The sequence below is a fragment of the Alphaproteobacteria bacterium genome, from assembly GCA_020638555.1.
Classification (GTDB): Bacteria; Pseudomonadota; Alphaproteobacteria; order Bin95; family Bin95; genus JACKII01.
On the sequence record JACKII010000005.1, the window covers coordinates 19,433 to 40,135 of the forward strand.

General features: G+C 67.1%; 19 protein-coding genes and 1 tRNA gene. 15 read left to right on the forward strand and 5 right to left on the reverse strand.

Features of this window, described 5'->3' with window-relative positions; genetic code table 11:
* Positions 1-146 precede the first annotated feature (146 nt).
* Positions 147-1,358 carry an ABC transporter substrate-binding protein gene (locus H6844_16370; GenBank protein ID MCB9930979.1) on the forward strand — a complete coding sequence of 404 codons (1,212 nt, stop codon included), beginning with the start codon at positions 147-149 and terminating at the stop codon, positions 1,356-1,358.
* A gap of 49 nt (positions 1,359-1,407) precedes the next feature.
* On the opposite strand, the gene H6844_16375 is transcribed toward H6844_16370, so the two are convergent.
* Positions 1,408-1,482 (reverse strand) — tRNA-Gln (locus H6844_16375).
* Positions 1,483-1,676: 194 nt separating this feature from the next.
* On the opposite strand from H6844_16375, the gene H6844_16380 reads away from it, so the two are divergent.
* The 8 genes from H6844_16380 to H6844_16415 all read left to right on the forward strand — a co-directional run bounded on the left by H6844_16380 (position 1,677) and on the right by H6844_16415 (position 8,972).
* Positions 1,677-2,684 carry an LLM class flavin-dependent oxidoreductase gene (locus tag H6844_16380; GenBank protein ID MCB9930980.1) on the forward strand — a complete coding sequence of 336 codons (1,008 nt, stop codon included), beginning with the start codon at positions 1,677-1,679 and terminating at the stop codon, positions 2,682-2,684.
* A gap of 111 nt (positions 2,685-2,795) precedes the next feature.
* Entirely contained in the window at positions 2,796-3,251 is a 456-nt protein-coding gene (locus H6844_16385; GenBank protein MCB9930981.1) for an SUF system Fe-S cluster assembly regulator, read from the forward strand.
* Complete coding sequence (gene sufB / locus H6844_16390; protein ID MCB9930982.1) at positions 3,248-4,714, forward strand: Fe-S cluster assembly protein SufB; 1,467 nt, start codon at positions 3,248-3,250, stop codon at positions 4,712-4,714. The genes H6844_16385 and sufB overlap by 4 nt, the downstream gene beginning before the upstream one ends.
* 160 nt (positions 4,715-4,874) lie before the next feature.
* Positions 4,875-5,624, forward strand: a complete 750-nt coding sequence (gene sufC, locus H6844_16395) for a Fe-S cluster assembly ATPase SufC (protein ID MCB9930983.1) — start codon at positions 4,875-4,877, stop codon at positions 5,622-5,624.
* The gene (sufD, locus tag H6844_16400; protein ID MCB9930984.1) at positions 5,624-6,928 is read left to right on the forward strand and encodes a Fe-S cluster assembly protein SufD; all 1,305 of its coding nucleotides are present in this window, start codon (positions 5,624-5,626) and stop codon (positions 6,926-6,928) included. The genes sufC and sufD overlap by 1 nt, the downstream gene beginning before the upstream one ends.
* Entirely contained in the window at positions 6,925-8,175 is a 1,251-nt protein-coding gene (locus tag H6844_16405) for a cysteine desulfurase (protein MCB9930985.1), read from the forward strand. Before sufD ends, H6844_16405 begins: the two co-directional genes overlap by 4 nt.
* Positions 8,176-8,183: 8 nt before the next feature.
* On the forward strand, positions 8,184-8,609 hold the full coding sequence (locus tag H6844_16410) for a DUF59 domain-containing protein (protein ID MCB9930986.1): 426 nt from the start codon (positions 8,184-8,186) through the stop codon (positions 8,607-8,609).
* Positions 8,610-8,633: 24 nt separating this feature from the next.
* The gene (locus H6844_16415; GenBank protein MCB9930987.1) at positions 8,634-8,972 is read left to right on the forward strand and encodes an iron-sulfur cluster assembly accessory protein; all 339 of its coding nucleotides are present in this window, start codon (positions 8,634-8,636) and stop codon (positions 8,970-8,972) included.
* A gap of 311 nt (positions 8,973-9,283) precedes the next feature.
* Here the strand turns inward: H6844_16415 and H6844_16420 are convergent, their stop codons facing one another.
* Positions 9,284-10,366 carry a permease gene (locus H6844_16420; GenBank protein MCB9930988.1) on the reverse strand — a complete coding sequence of 361 codons (1,083 nt, stop codon included), beginning with the start codon at positions 10,364-10,366 and terminating at the stop codon, positions 9,284-9,286.
* A 52-nt stretch (positions 10,367-10,418) separates the two neighbouring features.
* Positions 10,419-10,748: a winged helix-turn-helix transcriptional regulator gene (locus tag H6844_16425; protein MCB9930989.1), complete on the reverse strand. Its 330-nt coding sequence runs from the start codon at positions 10,746-10,748 to the stop codon at positions 10,419-10,421.
* 59 nt (positions 10,749-10,807) lie between these two features.
* Here H6844_16425 and H6844_16430 point away from each other — a divergent pair, with 59 nt between their 5' ends.
* Both H6844_16430 and pcaF read left to right on the forward strand, forming a co-directional pair.
* Positions 10,808-11,341, forward strand: coding sequence for a GNAT family N-acetyltransferase (locus tag H6844_16430; protein ID MCB9930990.1), 534 nt, complete (start codon positions 10,808-10,810; stop codon positions 11,339-11,341).
* Positions 11,342-11,469: 128 nt separating this feature from the next.
* Positions 11,470-12,678, forward strand: coding sequence for a 3-oxoadipyl-CoA thiolase (gene pcaF, locus H6844_16435; protein MCB9930991.1), 1,209 nt, complete (start codon positions 11,470-11,472; stop codon positions 12,676-12,678).
* 89 nt (positions 12,679-12,767) lie between these two features.
* On the opposite strand, the gene H6844_16440 is transcribed toward pcaF, so the two are convergent.
* Positions 12,768-14,495, reverse strand: a complete 1,728-nt coding sequence (locus H6844_16440; GenBank protein MCB9930992.1) for an amidohydrolase family protein — start codon at positions 14,493-14,495, stop codon at positions 12,768-12,770.
* Between the two features lie 194 nt (positions 14,496-14,689).
* Between H6844_16440 and H6844_16445 the strand changes: the two genes are divergently transcribed.
* Both H6844_16445 and H6844_16450 read left to right on the forward strand, forming a co-directional pair.
* Complete coding sequence (locus H6844_16445) at positions 14,690-15,268, forward strand: septation protein A (GenBank protein MCB9930993.1); 579 nt, start codon at positions 14,690-14,692, stop codon at positions 15,266-15,268.
* A gap of 3 nt (positions 15,269-15,271) precedes the next feature.
* Positions 15,272-16,159, forward strand: a complete 888-nt coding sequence (locus H6844_16450) for a DMT family transporter (protein ID MCB9930994.1) — start codon at positions 15,272-15,274, stop codon at positions 16,157-16,159.
* Positions 16,160-16,429: 270 nt separating this feature from the next.
* Here the strand turns inward: H6844_16450 and H6844_16455 are convergent, their stop codons facing one another.
* The gene (locus H6844_16455; GenBank protein MCB9930995.1) at positions 16,430-18,028 is read right to left on the reverse strand and encodes a hypothetical protein; all 1,599 of its coding nucleotides are present in this window, start codon (positions 18,026-18,028) and stop codon (positions 16,430-16,432) included.
* 174 nt (positions 18,029-18,202) lie between these two features.
* Between H6844_16455 and H6844_16460 the strand changes: the two genes are divergently transcribed.
* Both H6844_16460 and H6844_16465 read left to right on the forward strand, forming a co-directional pair.
* On the forward strand, positions 18,203-19,795 hold the full coding sequence (locus tag H6844_16460; protein MCB9930996.1) for a sulfatase-like hydrolase/transferase: 1,593 nt from the start codon (positions 18,203-18,205) through the stop codon (positions 19,793-19,795).
* 39 nt (positions 19,796-19,834) lie between these two features.
* Positions 19,835-20,614: a hypothetical protein gene (locus tag H6844_16465; GenBank protein ID MCB9930997.1), complete on the forward strand. Its 780-nt coding sequence runs from the start codon at positions 19,835-19,837 to the stop codon at positions 20,612-20,614.
* Positions 20,615-20,703: the final 89 nt, after the last annotated feature.

Here is a 20,703-nt window from a genome sequence, read left to right on the forward strand (position 1 = left end):
ACTCTTTCATCGACTGTTGAGTGTTTCCCGCTTTTCGCCCGTGGACGGACTGAAACTGGGCCTTTAGTATTATTCTTTAGTGTCATATCGGATGCATCGGTACGACCTCATGACAACCGAATAACTGTATTAGGGAGTTACCCAAAATGTGGTTGAAAGGCCTTTTGGCGACGGCTGCCATTGCCGTTGTCACCTCTATCGGCGCACAAGCCCAGACCGTGGGCGTAACCGATACCTCGATCAAAATCGGCAATACCAGCCCGTATTCCGGCCCAGCGTCGGCCTATGGTGCGATCGGCAAGGCCTATGTCGCCTATTTCCAGATGGTCAACGATCGGGGCGGCATCACCAGCAAGGACGGCAAAACCCGGAAGGTCGATTTCATCTCGCTCGACGACGGCTATACGCCGCCGCGCACCGTCGAGCAGACCCGGAAACTGGTGGAGCAGGAACACGTGGCGTTCACGGCCGGGCAGACCGGCACGGCGTCGAACTCGGCCATCCACCGCTATATGAACGCCAAGAAGGTGCCGCAGTTGTTCGTCGCGACCGGCGCCTCGAAATGGGCGCAGCCGCAGAAATTCCCGTGGACCATCGGCTTCCAGCCCGGCTACGACATCGAGGGGCAGATCTACGCAAAGTATATTCTGGCGACCGTCAAGGACCCGAAGATCGCCATTCTGTTTCAGAACGACGATTACGGTAAGGATTACCGCGACGGCTTCATCGCCGAACTGGGGGACAAGGCCAAGGACATGATCGTCAAGGCGTTGCCCTACGAGGTGACCGATCCGACGGTCGATGCGCAGATGCTGGAACTGGCCGCGACCGGCGCGAACGTGTTTTTCAACGTCTCGACGCCAAAATTCGCCGCCCAGGCCATCCGCAAGGCCTGTGAGATCGGCTGGAAGCCGCTGCAGATCCTGAACAATGTCTCGTCATCGGTGGGCGCGACGCTGAGGCCCGCGGGGCTCGATTGCTCGCAGGGGCTGATCACGGCGCAATACATGCGCGACCCGACCGACCCGCAATGGCACGACACCGACGGCTACAAGGAATGGGCGGCGTTCATGGACAAATACCTGCCGAACGCCGACCGCACCGACATCAGCTATGCTTACGGGTACAGCCTGGCCTATCTGATCGACTACACGCTGACCAACTGCGCCGATCTCTCGCGGCCCGGCATCATGCACTGCGCCGCAGACGTGAAGGACCTCCAGATCCCGATGCTCATCCCCGGCATTCTGATCAACACCAGCCCGACCGATTTCCACACCATCCAGGCCGAGCAACTGTCGCGCTTCGAAGGCGACCGCTGGGTGCTGTTCGGCAACATCATCGAAGTGTCGCAATAGGCGCGAACCTGCCGCCGGACCGCGTATCGAACGGGACTCCGGCAAAGTTTGGCTGGGGCGGCTGGATTCGAACCAGCGCATGACGGTACCAAAAACCGTTGCCTTACCGCTTGGCTACGCCCCAGCAGACGGCAGGCGAGAAGCCGCTATATGCCAGCAGCGCCCCGCCAGCGCAAGCCCCAGCGCGCCGCACGGGCGCAATCCCCACGGCGCCGCACGGGGCGATTGCGCCCGTGCCCGCCAGGGGTTGGCAGCCACCGCAAACCGGATAGGCTGAAGCGCACGCAACGCCGACTCACAGGATAAGGGAGGCCGCGCATGCGCTTTGGCCTTTTCGGCGGTGCGAAAGCCGCCGGCTCCGGCCCGGATGCGGATAGCCAGGGCTATCGCGCGTTCATCGACTATGTGATCCGGGCCGAGGCGCTGGGCTTCGAATCCTTGTTCATGGTCGAACACCATTTCACCGGCGTCGGCCAGGTCTCCGCCTCGCTGAACCTGCTGACCTATCTGGCCGCGCGCACCCGCCGCATCCGCCTCGGCACCGCCGTGGTGGTGCTGCCCTGGCACAATCCTGCGCTGCTGGCGGAGCAGGCCGCGACCCTCGACCTGCTGTCCGACGGGCGCTTCGACTTCGGCATCGGCAAGGGCTATCGCAAGAGCGAATTCGCCGGTTTCGCCATCCCGCAGGACGAGGCCGAGGCGCGCTTTGCCGAATGCGTCGATGTCCTGCGCCGGGCCTGGACCGAGCCGGGGCGCTTCTCGCATCGGGGTCGGTTCTGGCGCTTCGACGACGTGGTGGTCGAGCCCCGCCCGATCCAGCAACCGCACCCGCCCTTCTGGATGGCCGCCGGCAGCCCCGCCTCGATCCGCCGCGCGGCACGCGAAGGCTTCAACCTGCTGCTCGACCAGTTGGCGCCCATCGACCTGACGCTGGAGCGGGCCGCGCTCTATCGCGACGCGCTGGAAGCCGCCGGGCGCGGCCGGCATTCCTGCCAGATCGCCGTCGCCCGCGCGCTGCAACTGGTGGAGACCGCCGACGAGCGCGAACAGGCGCTGGCCGTGCGTCAGCGGGTGCTGACCCATATCGGCGACCTGGCGCGCGGCCGCGGCGCCGAACGCTATCAAAGCGCCGACGCGATCCAATCCGCGGGGCTGGCGGGGGACGATTCCGCCCTGATCGGCACGCCGGAGGAGATCACGGCCCGCCTGCAACGCCTTGCCGCGGGCGAGATCGACCAGGTGCTGCTGATCGACCCGAACGGCCGCCAGCGCTCGCTGGAAGTGTTCGCGGCCGAGATCGCGCCGGCCTTCCGCGCTACGCCCTGACGCCGCCCCCTCCCCTGCCCCCAAAGTCGTGCGGGCAATGGGGTTGCAATCCGTAGCCGATTGCTCCAGATAATCCGTAGTGTCACATTACGGAATGGATCGACCGGCGGCATGTTCCGCTTGAGCAAAATGACCGACTACGGCGTCGTCGTGCTGGGCTGTCTGGCGGGCCAGCGCGGCCGGCTGGTGTCGGCCCCGGATATCGCCGAGGCCACGGGCCTGCCCGGCGCCACGGTCAGCCAGGTGCTGAAGACGCTGGCCGCGGCCGGCGTCGTCGCCTCGCACCGCGGCGCCCGCGGCGGCTATGAACTGGCGCGCGCGCCGGAGGCGGTGACCGTGCGCGAACTGGTGGTGGCCTTCGAAGGCCCGCTGGCCGTCACCGCCTGCGTCGACGGCGCGGCCGACAATTGCGCGGTCGAATCCCTCTGCCTGCTGGCCGGCGGGTGGGAGCAGGTGAACGCCGCGATCCGCACCGCGCTGGACAGCGTCACGCTGGCGGACGTGCTGCGCCCCATCACCCATTTCGGCCGGCCCGAAGCCCCGATCGAACAAGAGGCCCCGCTATGAGCGCCACCACCGAAACCATCGAACACGTCGAATCGCTGGCCGGCGAAGGCTACAAATACGGCTTCGTCACCGATATCGAGATGGAAACGGCGCCGAAAGGCCTGTCCGAGGACGTGATCCGCTTCATCTCGGCCAAGAAGGGCGAGCCGGAGTGGATGCTGGACTGGCGGCTGAAAGCCTATCGCCACTGGCTGACCATGGAAATGCCGAACTGGCAGAAGCTCGACCTGCCGGAGATCGACTACCAGGACAGCTATTACTATGCCGCGCCGAAGTCCCAGGCCGACAAGCCGCAAAGCCTGGACGAGGTCGACCCGGAATTGCTGCGCACCTACGAGAAGCTGGGCATTCCGCTGAAAGAGCAGGAATTGCTGGCCGGCGTCGCCAATGTGGCGGTCGACGCGGTGTTCGACAGCGTCTCGGTCGCGACCACGTTCAAGAAGAAGCTGAACGAGGCGGGCGTGATCTTCTGCCCGATCTCGGAGGCGATCCGGAACCATCCGGACCTGGTGCGGAAGTATCTGGGCTCGGTCGTGCCCTACACGGATAACTTCTTCGCGACGCTGAACTGCGCCGTGTTCACCGACGGCAGCTTTGTCTACATCCCGCCGGGCGTGCGCTGCCCGATGGAATTGTCGACCTATTTCCGCATCAACGCCATGAACACCGGCCAGTTCGAGCGCACGCTGATCGTCGCCGACGAAGGCTCCTATGTCTCATACCTGGAGGGCTGCACCGCGCCGATGCGCGACGAGAACCAGTTGCACGCCGCCGTCGTCGAACTGGTGGCGCTGGGCGATGCGGAGATCAAATACTCCACCGTCCAGAACTGGTATCCGGGCGACGAGAACGGCAAGGGCGGCATTTTCAACTTCGTCACCAAGCGCGGCATCTGCAAGGGCGACCGTTCCAAGATCTCCTGGACCCAGGTGGAGACCGGCTCGGCGGCGACGTGGAAATATCCCTCCTGCATCCTGCAGGGCGAGGATTCGGTGGGCGAGTTCTACTCCATCGCCATCACCAACAACTACCAGCAGGCCGATACCGGCACCAAGATGATCCATCGCGGCAAGGGCTCGCGCTCGCGCATCATCTCCAAGGGCATTTCCGCCGGCAAGGCGCACAACACCTATCGCGGCCTGGTGCGGGTGACGCCCAAGGCGGACAAGGCGCGGAACTACACCCAGTGCGACTCGCTGCTGATCGGCGACCGCTGCGGCGCCCACACCTTCCCCTATATCGAAAGCCAGAACCGCACCGCGCGGGTGGAGCACGAGGCCACCACCTCGAAAATCTCCGAGGACCAGCTGTTCTACTGCCTCTCGCGCGGCATCGGCGAGGAAGAGGCGATCGCCCTGATCGTCAACGGTTTCTGCCGCGAGGTGCTGCAACAACTGCCGATGGAATTCGCCGTCGAGGCGCAAAAACTGGTCGGCATTTCCCTGGAAGGGAGCGTGGGGTGATGGCCGCTCTCTGTACCCTTTTCATCGGCGTCATTGCGAGAAGCGCAGCGACGAAGCAATCCAGCCCGCCGCAGCAACCGGTGGTGACCGTCGGCATGGATTGCCGCGTCGCCTTCGGCTCCTCGCAATGACGGCACAATACCCAGCGGAATTCTCCACCATGCTCACCATCAAAAACCTGCACGCCTCGGTCGACGGCAAGCCCATCCTGAAGGGCATCGACCTGTCCATCCCCGATGGCGAGGTGCATGCGATCATGGGGCCGAACGGCTCCGGCAAGTCGACCCTGTCCTATGTGCTGGCCGGCCGTGACGGCTATGAGGTCACGGCAGGTTCCGTCACCTATAAGGGCCAGGACCTGCTGGCGCTGTCGCCGGACGAGCGCGCCGCCGCCGGCGTGTTCCTGGCGTTTCAGTACCCGGTGGAGATTCCGGGCGTCACCGGCACCACCTTCCTTCGCACCGCCGTCAACGCCGTCCGCCGCGCCCGCGGGCTGGACGAGCACGACGCCATGGCGTTCGTCAAGGCCGCCCGCGCCAAGATCAAGGAACTGGGCATGACCGACGAGGTGCTGAAGCGCGCCGTCAATGTCGGCTTTTCCGGTGGCGAGAAAAAGCGCAACGAGATGCTGCAAATGGCGATGCTGGAGCCCTCGCTCGCCATTCTGGACGAAACCGACTCCGGCCTGGACATCGACGCGCTCAAGATCGTGGCCGAAGGCGTGAACCGGCTGCGCGCGCCGGATCGCTCCATGCTGGTCATCACCCACTACCAGCGCCTGCTCGACTATATCGTGCCCGACGTGGTGCACGTGCTGGCCGGCGGCCGCATCGTCAAGACCGGCGACAAGACCCTGGCCCATCGCCTGGAGGCCGAAGGCTATGCCGACGTGGTCGGGGAGGCCGCCTGATGGCCACACCCGCCCGCACCTACGGCGTCGAGGCGTTCCGCGAGGCGCTGGACAGCGCCGCCGCGCCGGACAGGCAGGCAACCCTTGCCCGGGAGGCAGCCTTTGCCCGGGAGGCGGCCCCTGCCCGGGAGGCGGCCTCCGCCCGGCAGGCGGCCTTCGCCCGCTTTGCCGAGACCGGCCTGCCACACCACAAGATCGAGGCCTGGAAATACACCAGCCTCGTCCATCTGGCCCGCACCCGCTTCCAGCCGGCCGCCGCCAATTACGAGCTGACCGGCGCCCTGCCCGCGCGGCTCGACGGTGCCGAGCGGGCCGTGTTCGTCAACGGCCGCCATGTCGCCATGCTCTCCGACCCGCCGACCGCCGGGTTCGAGTCCGCGCATCGGGCTGGTCTGGTGCTGGCGCTCGGCGCGGCGGCGGACGATGACCCGATGCTGTCCCTGGCCGTCGCTCTCGGCCAGGACGGCGCGGTGCTGGACCTGCAAGACGGCGCGGCCATCGAACTGCTCTACATCACCGCCCCCGGCAGCGGGCCGCAAATGGCCCACAGCCAGAACCGCATTCGCGTCGCCGCCGGCGCCTCGGCCACGGTGATCGAGCGCCATATCGCCCTGGGCGCAGGCGAGGCCACGCTTGCGAACGGGGCCACCGCCATCGAACTCGGCGAAGGCGCGACGCTCACGCACGTCAAGCTTCAGGCCGAAGCCGCCAACGCCACCCATGTCTGGCACCATCTGGCCACCATCCCCGCCCATGCCCGTTACGACAATTTCGTGGTGAGCGTCGGCGGCGGCCTCGCCCGCAACCGGGTGACGACGCATCTGGTCGGCGCCGGCGGCCACTGCACGCTGGACGGCGCCTATGCCGGCCGCGACCGGCAGCACCTGGACCACACGTCCAAGATCGTCCACGCCGTCGCCGACACCACCAGCCGGCAGGTCTACAAGGGCGTGCTGGACGACCGGGCGCGCGGCGTGTTCCAGGGCCATATCGTCGTGGCAGAGGATGCCCAGCGCACCGACGGCCACCAGTTGAACCGGGCGCTGATGCTCTCGGATACGGCGGAGATCGACTCGAAGCCGATGCTGGAAATCTATGCCGACGACGTGAAATGCTCGCACGGCGCCACCGCCGGCGACCTGGACGAAACGCAGTTGTTCTACCTGCAAAGCCGCGGCATTCCGCAGGACCAGGCCCGCCGGCTGCTGGTCGAGGCCTTCCTGGCCGAGACCATTGACGCCATCCCGTTCGCGCCCGCCCGTGCGGCGGCGCTCGCCCTCGTTCAGGAGCATCTGGCACGATGAACGCCACCACGGCCACGCTCAGCAAGCCCAATTTCGACATCGACGCCATCCGCGCCGACTTCCCCATCCTCAGCCGCGAGGTCTATGGCAAGCCGCTGGTCTATCTGGACAGCGCCGCGTCGGCCCAGAAGCCGCGGCAGGTGGTGGACACGATCCGCGACGTCTACGAAAACGACTACTCCAACGTCCATCGCGGCATCCACTATCTCTCGCAACGCTGCACCGACCGGTTCGAGGCGGCGCGCGAGACCGTGGCCCGCTTTCTGAAGGTGAAGGACTCGGACAGCCTGATCTTCACCAAGGGCGCGACCGAGGGCCTGAACCTGGTCGCCCAGTCCTATGCCCGCAGCGTGCTCAGCCCCGGCGACGAGATCCTGATTTCGGAACTGGAGCACCACTCCAACATCGTGCCCTGGCAGATCGTGGCGCAGGAAAAGGGCGCCAGAATCCGCGCCATCCCGATCCTGGACGACGGCCAGCTGGACATGGCGGCGTTCCGCAACCTGCTGAACGAGCGCACCAGGATCGTCGCCGTGACCCAGGTCTCGAACGCCCTCGGCACGGTGACGCCGCTGGCCGAAATCATTCCGGCCGCCCATGCGGTCGGCGCCAAAGTGGTGGTGGACGGCTGCCAGGCGACGCCGCACATCGCGCTCGACCTGCCGGCGATGGACTGCGATTTCTTCGCCTTTTCCGGCCACAAGGTCTATGGCCCGAACGGCATCGGCGTGCTGTACGGCAAGCCGGACCTGCTGGAGGCCATGCCCCCCTATCAGGGCGGCGGCGAGATGATCGACCATGTCGGCATCGAGTCCTCGACCTACAAAGAGCCGCCGCACCGTTTCGAGGCCGGCACGCCGCCGATCGTCGAGGCGATCGCGCTGGCGACGGCCATCGACTATGTGACAGCCATCGGCCTCGACGCCATCGCCGCGCACGAGCACGACCTGGTGACCTATGCCATGGAACGGCTGGCAGAGGTGCCGGAGGTGACGCTGCACGGCACCGCGCCCGGCAAGGCCAGCATCGTCTCCTTCACCTGGAAGGGGGCGCACGCCCACGATGTCGGCACCATTATCGACCGGGCCGGCGTCGCCGTCCGCGTCGGCCATCATTGCGCCCAGCCGCTGATGGACCGGCTGGGCGTGCCGTCGACCGCGCGGGCCAGCTTCGGCCTCTACAACACCCGCGACGAGGTGGACCGGCTGGTCCGCTCCCTCGACGACGTCCGCACCATCTTTGCGTGAGCGCCAGCATGGAGCCCAGTGCCATGAACGCCCCTTTCGGATACCCGGACGATTTCGGCTTCGGCCAGCCCTCCATGGAGGAGCTGAAAGAGCTTTGCGCCCGCCGCGGCCAGCCGCTGCCAGAGGGCCAGGCGGTCGCCACCGGCGACGAGGCCATAGAGGCACTGCGCACGGTCTACGACCCGGAAATTCCGGTGAACATTTTCGACCTGGGCCTGATCTACGAGTTGGACATCCACAAGGATGGCTCGGCCCGGGTGGTGATGACCCTGACCGCGCCCGGCTGCCCCGTCGCCGGCGAGATGCCGGAAATGGTGGCCGACGCGCTCGACCAGGTGCCCGGCATTGGCGAGATCGAGGTGACGCTCACCTTCGAGCCGCCCTGGACACCGGAAATGATGAGCGAAGACGCCCGCTTGGCGTTAGGCTTTTAAGAGAGCAAGAGGAGACAGACTGTCATGGAACGTCCCCCCGTCGTCACCCTGACCGATGCCGCCGCCGACCGCGTGAAGGCACTGGTCGCCAAGTCCGACCAGCCCGTGCAGGGCCTGCGCATCGGCATCAAGACCCGCGGCTGCTCCGGCCTCAGCTATTCCGTGGAATACGCCGACGAGCCGAAACGGTTCGAGGAAGTGGTGGAGCAGAAGGGCGTGAAGTTGTTCATCGACCCGACCGCCGTCATGTTCATTCTCGGCTCGGAGGTGGACTACAAGGAAGACCGCTTCTCCAGCGGCTTCACCTTCACCAACCCGAACGAAAAGGGCCGCTGCGGCTGCGGCGAGAGCTTCCACGTCTGACGCCGCCGCCGGGGCGCCCAACCGATCGGAGATCCCGGCCCTCCAACCGCCTTGCAGGCGGCCTGCGGCCGGGAAAGCTGCGATGCCACAGGCGAACCGGCGGGTTCTCACCACGCCCCACGCCGCCGGATTTCCCGGACACAACGACGCCGCCCCAGCTTTCCCGGACGCGGCAGGGCCGCGATCCGGGACCTCTCAACCGAGCCGGCACCCCAACCGAGCGACCGGCGCCCAACCGACCGGAGATCCCGGCCCTCCGACCGCCTGGCGGCGGCCTGCGGCCGGGAAAGCCGGAGTGCGGAGAGCCGCCGCTACAGCAGCGGCGCCACCGCCAGGCTGAACAGGATCGCACCGCCGAAGGCGCTGCCCAGATAGAGCGCGAACACCGACGGCCGTGCCAGCGCCCACACCGCAATCCCCGCCGGGATGCAGGTGATGCCGCCCGCCACCAGGAAGGCCATGCCGGCGCCGGCGCTCATGCCCTGCTCCATCAGGCCGCTCACCAGCGGCAGGGCCGCATAGCCGTTCAGATAGGCCGGGATGCCCACCACCGCCGCCAGCGGGATCGCATACCAACTGTCGCTGCCCAGCACGCTCGCCACCGTCTCCTGCGGCAGGTAGGCCAGCATCATCGCCTCCAACGCGAAGGCCAGGGCCAGCCACTGGCCGAGGAACAACAGATTGTCCCGGGCGCTCTCCGCGAAGGTGCGGCGGCGGGCGGTGTCGGTCCAGAATGTCCAGGCGACGGCGCGCTTCGGCTCGCTGCCGCAACAGCTATCGCCGCCCGGGTCGGGCGCGTGATCGTGCGCCGCCGGCGCCGTCGAGCCGCAACAACCGCCGCCGCGGGCGCGCAACGGGTTGGTCAGCAGGCCGGTGCGGCCCAGCCCCATGGTGGCATAGCCGCCGGCCGCGCCGATCCCGGCCGCGATCAGGGCTTTGATCACCGCAAACTTCCAGCCGAGAATGCCGGCGGTCATGGCGAACATGGTCGGGTCCATCAGCGGCGAGGCCAGCCAGAACGCCATCACCGCCGACAGCGGCACCCCCATGGCCAGCAGCCCGGCAATCACCGGGATCACACCGCACGAGCAGAAGGGCGATAGCGCCCCGAACAGGGCCGCCACCAGCACCATCCGCCCTTCCCGGCCCTCGAACGCCCTGGCGATCAGGGTGTCGGCGCCGCTGGCCTTGCTGTAGGCGGCGAACGCCACCGCCAGCAACAGAAAGGGCAAGGTCTCGCCGAACGATCCGACGACGCTTTCGATGCGCGCCGGCAGGGCGCCGGCATCGACGACGGCCTGGGCCGCCAGCACGACGATCAGGCCGAGCCAACCATGGCCGATCCCTTTCAGGCGGGTTCCGACCTGGGTCAAGGCGGGGGCGAAACTGGTCATGGGGAACCTCCGGTCCGGCCACTGGGGCCGTGTCGCGTGGAACGGGAGTCCGTCAAGCCGCGTCCTCGTCGGCGTCGGGCAGAGCGTGACTGTGCGGCGCCAGGGTGCAGCATTCGGCGGTGAGAAATTCCAGCAGCGCGTGCATGCTGGCAAATGCCGCGGCGCTGTAATTCTGCCGCCCCTTGCGGGTCTGCGTGACCAGCCCGCACCGGGCCAGCGTCGCCAGATGATGCGAAAGGGTCGAGGCCGGCACGCCGGTCCGGGCCTGGACCTCGCCGAACGGCAGCCCCTCCTCGCCGGCTTTCACCAGCAGGCGAAACACCTCCAGCCGGGTCGGCTGGCCGAGGGCTTCCAGACATTGGGCGGCGGAAATGGTATCCATGCGCCCATCCTATTGCAGGCCCGCGCCGCTTGCAACCATTCTTCTAGAGAAATAGAACAATGAGCATCCCTGCCATTCCCGACACCCCTGCCCGGCCCCCTGCGCCCATCCGCATCACCCGCGGCTACGCGCCCGGCGCCCTCGGCCGGGTGGTGGAGTTGCACGGGCTGTATTACAGCCGCGCCTGGGGCTTCGGCCCGCAGTTCGAGGCAGAGGTGGCGACGGAGCTGGCGGAGTTCCTCGGCCGCTACGACCCGGCCCGGGACGGGTTCTGGCTCGCCTGGCAGGACGGGCGCATCATGGCCTCGGTGACGCTCGACCACCGGCCGGTCGATGGCGAGACCGGCGCCCGGGTGCGCTGGTTCGTGGCGGACGCGGCCGCCCGAGGCACCGGCGTCGGCGGCCGGCTGTTCGACGCGCTGCTGGCCTTCGCCGCCGCCACGGGCCAGACCGGCCTCTATCTCTGGACCTTCGAGGGGCTGACCGCGGCGCGCCGGCTCTACGACCGGGCCGGCTTCCGGCTCACGGCAAGCGAGGCCTTTGCCGACTGGGGGCCGACCGTCACGGCGCAGCGCATGCAGCGGGGGCCGTAGCGTCCGCCGAACCGGTGCGATCCCTGCCTGGGCCCTGCTGCCGCTCCCCGGCAAAAGCGCGTGCGCGGCGGCGCCATACCGTTATAGTGACGGGCTGTTGACAAGCACCCACTGACGGGAGACGCCCCATGAAAGACGCCTTTATCTGCGACGCCATTCGCACGCCCATCGGCCGCTATGCCGGCTCGCTGGCCGCCGTCCGCACCGACGACCTGGGCGCGGCCCCGATCAAGGCGCTGATGGAGCGCAATGGCAGCGTCGACTGGACCAAGATCGACGACATCGCCTATGGCTGCGCCAACCAGGCGGGCGAGGACAACCGCAATGTCGGCCGCATGGCGGCCCTGCTGGCCGGCCTGCCGGACTCGGCGCCTGCGAACACCATCAACCGCCTCTGCGGCTCCGGCATGGACGCCATCGGCTCGGTCGCCCGCGCGATCAAGACCGGCGAGGCCGACCTCTGCATCGGCGGTGGCGTCGAGAGCATGAGCCGCGCGCCCTTCGTCATGGGCAAGGCCGACTCGGCCTTCAGCCGCGCCGCCAAGATGGAAGACACCACCATCGGCTGGCGCTTCGTCAACCCGATGATGAAGGCCCAGTACGGCATCGACAGCATGCCCGAGACCGGCGAGAACGTGGCCGAGGAATTCCAGGTCTCGCGCCAGGACCAGGACGCCATGGCCTATCGCTCGCAGATGAATGCGGTGGCCGCGCAGCAGAACGGCCGGCTGGCGAAGGAGATCGTCCCGGTCTCGATCAAGCAGCGCAAGGGCGACCCGATCGTGGTCGACACCGACGAGCACCCGCGCGCCGGCACCACCCTGGAGGGCCTGGCCAAGCTGCCGACGCCGTTCCGCAATCCCGGCACCGTGACCGCGGGCAACGCCTCCGGCGTCAATGACGGCGCCTGCGCCGCGCTGCTCGCCTCGGCGGAAGGCGTGGAGAAGCACGGCCTGACGCCGCGCGCGCGCGTTCTGGGCATGGCCACCGCCGGCGTGCCGCCGCGGATCATGGGCATCGGCCCGGCCCCGGCCTCGCAGAAGCTGCTGGAGCGGCTCGGCCTCTCCATCAACGACATGGACGTGATCGAGCTGAACGAGGCGTTCGCGGCCCAGGGCCTGGCCGTGCTGCGCCAGTTGGGCGTGGCCGACGACGACAGCCGCGTCAACCCGAATGGCGGCGCCATCGCGCTCGGCCATCCGCTGGGCATGTCCGGCGCGCGCCTGATCACCACGGCCATGTACGAACTGGAAGAGCGCCAGGGCCGCTATGCCCTTTGCACCATGTGCATCGGCGTCGGCCAGGGCATCGCCACCGTGATCGAGCGCGTGCGCTAACCGCCCCCTCTGAGCTTTCCCGGACGCGGCCACGCCGCATGAGCTTTCCCGGACGCGGCAACGCCGCGATCCGGGACCTCCCGCCGCGCCTACTCCGCCGCCATCGCCTGTGGCAGGACCCGGCCGCCATGGCGGAGCAACTGGCCGGAATGCGTGCCGGTCTGCTGGTCGTCCCGGATGGTGACCTCGCCATTCACCAGCACATAGCGATAGCCGCTGGCCTTCTGCACCCGGCGCCACTCGCCGCCCGGCAGGTCGTGGGCGATTTCGCCCGGCAGCACTTTCAGGTTCTGGTAGTCGTAGCAGACGATATCCGCCGGCGCCCCCACCTGCAGCACGCCGCGGCCGTGGAAGCCCGCGAACTGCGCCGGCAGCGCCGCGAGACGCCAGTGCGCCTCCTCCAGCGAGATCATGCCGTGCTCGCGCACGATCTTGCACAGCGTCTCGGTCGGATAGCGGCCGGCGGTCAGGAATTTGGTGTGGGCGCCGCCGTCGGAGACGCCGAACAGCACATAGGGGTCGTCGACGATCTCGCGCAGATGCTCGATCTTGCCGTTCGGGGGGGCGGCGAAGAACACGGTCTCCAGGTTTTCCTCCACCGCCATGTCGAGCATGACGTCGACCGGGTGCTTGCCCATCTTCTCCGCCGCGAGTTCCAGCGTGTGGTCCTCCCACGGCTTGTTCTTCTCCAGTTGCGGGCCGAGGATGACGATGTCGTTGAAGGGACCGGTCGCCGTGCGCGGCAGGTGATCCTTCAGCGCCTGGCGTCGGGCCGGATCGGCCAGCTTGGCCTTGCGTTCCTCCGGCGTGCCCAGGGTCGCGTCGAGCCAGGCCGGCGCGTCGTCGAACAGGTTCCAGTCGACGAAGGTGAAGGTGAAGCCCGCATCCGTGGTCAGCCCCTGCCCCACCACGCGGATGCCGCGCTCGCGGCAGGATTTCAGCCATTCCAGCGTGCGGCGATGGATGTTCGGCCGGTCGTCGAATGCCTGCACCACGTTCATGATGATCGGCCGGCCGGAAATCTCGGCCAGTTCCTCGAAAAAGGCGCGGTCGCGGGCGTTGTCGCCGGAAACGAACAGCATCTGCATGAAGCCGTCATTGCGGGCGCGCAGCACCTTGGCCAGTTCGCGGCAGGTCTCGTCGTGCATCACGTCGGTCGGCATGGGCGAGCCGTCGAAATCGCGCTGCACCGCCGCCGGCCCGTCCGGCACCATGCGCTGGGCCGACCAGCCGCAGGCGCCGGCGTCCATCGCCTCGCCCACCAGGCGGCAGAGTTCAGCATGCTCGGCCGCGGTCGGCATTTCGCCGGCCTTGGCCCGCTCGAAGCCCATGACCCAGATCAGCAGCGGGCTCAAGGGCACATAGGGCAGGATGTTCATGGCCTTGGGCGTGCGCTCGACCGAATCCAGGAATTCGGGGAAGGTCACCCAGTCCCAAGGCATGCCGGCCTGCATGCTGGCGAGCGGGATCGCCTCCACCCGCACCATCGACTGCATCGCCTGGTCGCGCGCCTCCGGCTGCACCGGCGCGAAGCCGAAGCCGCAATTGCCGATCACGACCGAGGTGATGCCGTGCCAGGAGGAAATCGTGCAATACGGGTCCCAGAACACCTGGGCGTCGTAATGGGTGTGCAGGTCGATGAAGCCGGGCGCGACGTGCAGGCCCTTGGCGTCGATGACCCGGGCGCCGTCGCCGGCGGCGATATGGCCGATCTCGGCGATGACGCCGTCGCGAATGCCGATATCGCCCCTGTAGCGGGGCTGGCGGGTGCCGTCGAAAATCATGCCGTCCTTGATGACGGTGTCGAACCGGGCCATGGCGTATCCTCCGCGGAATGTTTCCGTCTGCTGTTGCCGGAAATGAAAGGCGAGATCGCCGGCCGGGGCAAGGGCGAAGGCCGCCGGGACCGCAACAATCTGCCGTTGCAACCGGTCGCGGCTTTCCGCAGCATAGGGTTTATGGTCCAAAGCCCTTACATCCGAGCGGTTCCTACCGCAGCGAAAGATTGGCGATGACGCGCGAAGACCCGAAATGGATCGGCCCGGCGACGGACTACGGCCCGCTGCTGGTGTTTTTCATCGCCTATTTCGTCTGGGGCCTGATCCCCGCCACCGGCGCGCTGATGGTGGCAACCCTGATCGCGCTGGTCGCCTCGTGGCTCGTGCGCCGGACCATTCCGGCCATGGCCGTGGTGACGGCGGTGGTGGTCGGCGTGTTCGGCGGCCTGACGCTCTGGCTGCACGACGAGACCTTCATCAAGCTGAAACCCACCATCGTGCAGGCGCTGTTTGCGGTCATCCTGCTGGGCGGGCTGCTGTTCGACAAGCCGATGCTGAAATACGTGCTGGGCAAGGTCTGGCCGATCGACGACGACGGCTTCCGCAAGCTGAGCCTGCGCTTCGGCCTGTTCTTTGCCGCCATGGCCGTTCTGAACGAGGTCGTCTGGCGCACCCAGGACACCGATACCTGGGTGCTGTTCAAGGTCTGGGGCCTGATGGGCCTGACCTTCGTCTTTGCGCTGACGCAGATCAAGGTGTTCGAGACCCACCGCCTGCCGGACCCGGAACCGACCACCCGGGGCGACACCTAGTCCATGCCCATCGCCGCTCCGCCCAAGGACAGGGTGCTGCAAGGCATCCTGTTGATGTGTCTGGCCGTCCTCTGTTTTTCGACACTGAATGCGTCCGCCAAATTGCTGTCGGCCGCCGGCTTCGACATGCGCCAGGTGGTGTGGGCGCGCTATATCGGCTCGCTGGTGGTGATGGTGCTGATCTTTTTCCCGCGCCACCGCATGCGCCTGTTCCGGCCGCGCCATCTGGGCATCCAGACCCTGCGCGGGCTGCTGTTGTTCGGCTCCTCCGCCCTGTATTTTCAGGGGCTGGCGCACGCCGACCTGTCGCTGGCGGCGACCATCAGCATCACCAGCCCGCTCTGGATCACGGCGCTGTCGGTGCCGTTCCTGGGCGAGAGCGTCGGCCTCAGGCGCTGGCTGGCGGTGGGCGTCGGCTTTATCGGGGCGCTGGTGGTGATCCGGCCGGGCATGGGCGAGACCAACCCCTATATCCTGTTCTTCGTCGCCAGCACCACATGCAGCACCTTTTATGCCCTGCTGACCCGCAAATACGCCGGCGAGGAAAACGCCGAGACGTCGGCCACCGTCGCGACGGTGGTGGGCACGGTGGCGGCGGCGCCGCTGGCCTATACCAGCTGGCAAACCCCGACCGAGCCGCTGGACATCGCGTTGATGTGCGGGCTGGGCCTGTTCGCGGCCCTGGGGCATTATTTCTTCACCATGGCCTTCCAGCGCGGCCCCGCCGCGGTGATCGCGCCGTTCAGCTATGGCCAATTGGTGGGCGCGACCGCGTTCGGCTATGTGCTGTTCGCCACCTTCCCGGACCACTGGACCCTGATCGGCGCGGCCGTCATCATGTCCTCCGGCCTCTACATCGCCCATCGCGAGCGGGTGCGGCGGGGGCGATAGAGCAATTTCAAGCGCAGTGAGATCATTGCGCCAAATCAATCAGAAAGGGCGGTTTGCAAGAGCCGTGGCGAACGGAAACCGCCCCTGACGCCTGGAGCGGAGTCTTTTCCAGCCGGCTCACCAGCCCATCTTCCCTGTCCTCGCGGAGGCGGGGACCCATGCCTGAGAGACCAATACGGAGTCCGTATCCTGTGAGAAGCTCTCAGGCATGGGCTCCCGCTTGCGCGGGAGATGGGGCAGGAAAGTGGGCCAACCCGTGCCGAAAACGCACTAGCGGCCCTTGCCGAGAACCGCGCTCATATAGGCGGCGAGCGGCGCGGCCTGCTCTTCCTCCGCGTCCAGCGGCAGTGGGGGCGCCGCGGTGCTGGCGGCGGCAGTGCCACGAAGTCCGAGAGCCTCGTCCCGGCGCGGCTGCAACGGCAAGCCAGCCTTGTGCCGGCGCACCTTGTAGAGAACGCTGAACAGCGTCTGATAGGCGTCCGGCGGATCCAACAGCACGCGGTCGCCATGTTCCGAGATCACCTGCCGGCCAGGATCGACCGCCACGCCGGATGCCTGCATGAATTCCAGCAGTTCCCGCGCGAACACCGCGTAGCCGAGCCCGGAGGGATGGTGGTTGTCGAGGCTGCCGACGCCGCCGTCGCGCAGCCAATTCCCCAGCCACGTGTCCGCGATAACAAAGGCCTCGTTGGAATAGGCGTGATCGTCCTTTTCTAGGTCGATCCTCGGGCGCCGTTGCCGAACCTTCAAGGCATCGACATGCTTGCCGTCATATCGCTTCAGCGTCTGGTCCACACGGAAAAAACGCGCCCTGGAATCACCAGCGGCGTCGAACACCCGCCGGACATTGGCAATCATCGCCTCGTTTATCGCCAATACTTCCTGGTCGAGTTCTCGCACCTCGGCACCGGTGAATTGGGCATAGTCGGACAGACCACCCAGGCGGTTTTCATAGAGCGGGAAATAGTCGTCCTCGCTCTGACGCAAATCCACTTTGAGAAACGTATCCAGAGTGGTCGGATAGGTCAGGTTCGGCACAGTGGAAGGCAAAGGTACGGTGTTGATATAGATTTCCTCCGTGGCCGCCGGCAACGCCGTCAGCGTTTCGGCAAAAGTCCCCATATCCCTGGCCCAGTCCCACAGCGAGCGCAGCCCATTTTTTCGCTCGGAGACGCCCGGACGTGGCCGCTGCCGGCCCCCCGCTTCCGAGCCGGACAGGGTGATATCAATCAGGCCATGATTGGCGCCGATGCTAATCAGCAACATCCGCGGCTGGCGCAGCACCACCCAATCCATAGGCGTCAACGGGTCCAGTGCCCGTTCGTTGCCGGGGTTGAGCAGGAAGCGGGCGTTCAGACCCAGATGTAACTGCAGCAGATCGTCGCCAAGACTGCTGAGGTCGCCAATCGAGCCGACCCCATCCAACCGGGGCATGATGCGCAACACCTCCCGGTTCCAGCGATCATAGGACCAGTCGGTCAGATGCTCCACTTCGGCGCCCGAAATCGCCAGATTGTCCCATGCCAACACCGGCTCGCGCAGGGCGTAATCACAACGAGCATACCGATTGGCGCTGGAGAGCGCGAATTCCAGCGTGCGCTGCAACGCCCGGCGGAAATTCAGCAGGCTGACGCGGCGCAGCGTCTCCTCGACATTGATCAGCAGGGATTCCGGATAGCGCGGCCAGCGGAACGGATGGTCCGGCGCAACCGCCTTGGCCACCATGGCGGGGATGCTGCGGGCCGCATACTCGCCATTGATCGTGGCGGACCGCATGCCGTTGTAGAGACTGTCGCCAATCGCCATCACCGGCGGGTGCATGTCCGCGGCGGGCAGTCGAAAGCCGCCGGTTGGAACCCGAAACGCCATTGCTACCCGTCTCCCTGTTCGACCACCATCCCATACGGGGAATAGCTTAGTCCTTAAGCGACGGATCGACAACGCGTTGCTGGCCGGCCACCCGCGGCCGCGCCCTTCCGGCCGCCGGCAATTGCGAGTAGCCTGAACGGCCAGCAAGAAAAGCCGAAGCCGGGGAAGCCGCCCATGTCCGCCGTCAAGAACATCCTGTTCATCATGTGCGACCAGTTGCGGTGGGATTATCTCTCCTGCACCGGCCACCCGCACCTGCAAACGCCGAACATCGACGCCCTGGCCGCCCGCGGCGCGGTGTTCGACCGGGCCTATTGCCAGGCGCCGATCTGCGGGCCGTCGCGCATGTCGTTCTACACCGGCCGCTATCCGTTCACGCTCGGCTCCGGCTACAACAACTTCCCGCCCCGGGTGGACGAGATGACTCTGGGCGACCATCTGCGCCCGCTCGGCCTGCGCACGCTGCTGGTGGGCAAGACCCACATGGCCGCCAACCGCGAGGACATGCAGCGCCTGGGCATCGACCCGAAGGGCGAGCTGGGCGTTCTGCTCTCCCAATGCGGCTTCGAACCGTTCGAGCGCGACGACGGCCTGCACCCGAACGAGGCCTTCGACCCCAATCTTCGCTACAATGTCTGGCTGCGCGGCCACGGCTATGACAGCCCCAACCCCTGGCACGACTTCGCCAATGCGGCGGAGGGGCCGGACGGCGAGGTGCTCTCCGGCTGGCACATGAAATGGGCGCATCTGCCGGCCCGCGTGAAGGCGGAGCATTCGGAGACCGCCTACATGACCGGCCGCGCCATGGACTGCATCGCCGAACAGGGCGACCAACCCTGGTGCATTCACCTCTCCTACATCAAGCCGCACTGGCCCTATGTGGCGCCGGCGCCCTATCACAATCTCTACGGCAAACAGCACCTGTTGCCGCTGAACCAGGGCGAAGCCGAGCGCGAGCGCCCGCACCCGGTCCATGCCGCCTTCATGCAGCACGGCGACAGCGAAACCTTCGCCCGGCCGGAAGTGCGGGAGCACGTGATCCCGGCCTATATGGGCCTGGTGAAGGAGATCGACGACCAGTTGGGCCGGCTCTGGGCCTTCCTGGAGGAGCGGGGCCTGTTCGAGACGACCATGATCGTCTTCACCAGCGACCATGGCGATTATCTGGGCGACCATTATCTGGGCGAAAAGGAATTGCTGCACGAGGAAAGCGTGCGCATCCCCCTGATCGTCTACGACCCGCGGCCGGAAGCGGACGCGAGCCGCGGCCGGCATCTGGCGGCGCCGGTCGAGGGGGTCGACCTGGTGCCCACCTTCGTCGAGGCGGTCGGCGGCGCGCCGGCCCTGCACTGGCTGGAAGGCGCCTCGTTGCAGCCGCTGCTGTTCGGCGGCGACGCGGCGGCGCGGAAGGACGCGGCCTTCTCGGAGATCGACTATTCCATGCGCGACGCCCGCGCCGCTCTCGGCGTGGCGCCGGCGGAGGCCAAGGGCTACATGGTGCGGACCCGGCGCTACAAATACCTGTTCTGGGAAGGGTTTCCGGCGCAATTGTTCGACCTGGACGCCGATCCCGTCGAACAGACCGACCTGGGCGCCGACCCGGCCCATGCCGCGGTGATGGCCGAGATGCGCGAGCGCCTGTTCCGCTGGTTCCGCCATCGCAAGCTGCGCGTCACCCGCACCGACGCCCGCATCCTGGCCACCGCCGGCGAGAAAAGCACCCAGAGCCGCGGCATTTATCGCGGCTATTGGGGGCCGGACGACTGAGGCGGGGGCCGCGTTTCGCTCAAGAGGAGGGATGGGCCGATGAACGATCTGGTGAAAGAAGCGATCCGCTGGCTGTTCGGCGGCGGTGCGCTAGCGCTGGCGACCTTCCTGGCGACCACCGCCTATCAGCAAGGCCAGTTGGAAATCGAGCGCGAGCGCAACCTGCGGGAATTCCTCGACAAATACGTGGACCTCGCCACCCGCGGCTCGCTGGACGAGCGGTTGCGCTTCGTCCAGTACTGGGAATCGCTCGACGTGTCCGACAAGATCGGCGTCGATCTGACCAGCTACCGCCGGGCGCTGCGCAACGAGTTCAACGAGGCCCAGGCCTATGCCGAGACCCTGTCGGCGGCCGGCGGCGATGGCGGCCACCCGCCCGCCTCCGGCACCGGCGGCAGGCCCACGACCGCGCCGCCCCTCACCGAGCCAGCCGCCCGCCCGCCGGTCTCCACCGTTCGGGAGATGTCGAACCCGCAGCAGGAAGCCTATTTCGCCTCGCGCGGGCAGACCATTGCCAAGCTGGTGCCGGGCGAGGCCGACGCGTCCGACCTGGAACGCCGGGGCTTCGAGGCGCTGCTCGCCAACGACATTCCGGCCGCGCGCGAGGCGTTTGCCGCCGCCGAGCAAGCCTGGCCCGAATACCACAACGTGGCCGAAATCCACCGGCTGCTGGTGGAGGTGAGCCGGCGGCTGCCGCCGGGCGGCGCCTCGCTGGAGCCGGACATCCACCGCCGCCTGCTTGCCGAGATCCTGGAGAATTTCAGCTGGGGCATGCCGCCGGCGATCCGCAACGCGATGCAGACGGCGACGCGGCGATAGAGTGCTTTCGGCACGGATTGACCCCCTCTCCCGCCCCATCTCCCGCGCAAGCGGGAGCCCATGCCTGAGAGCTTCTCACAGGACACGGA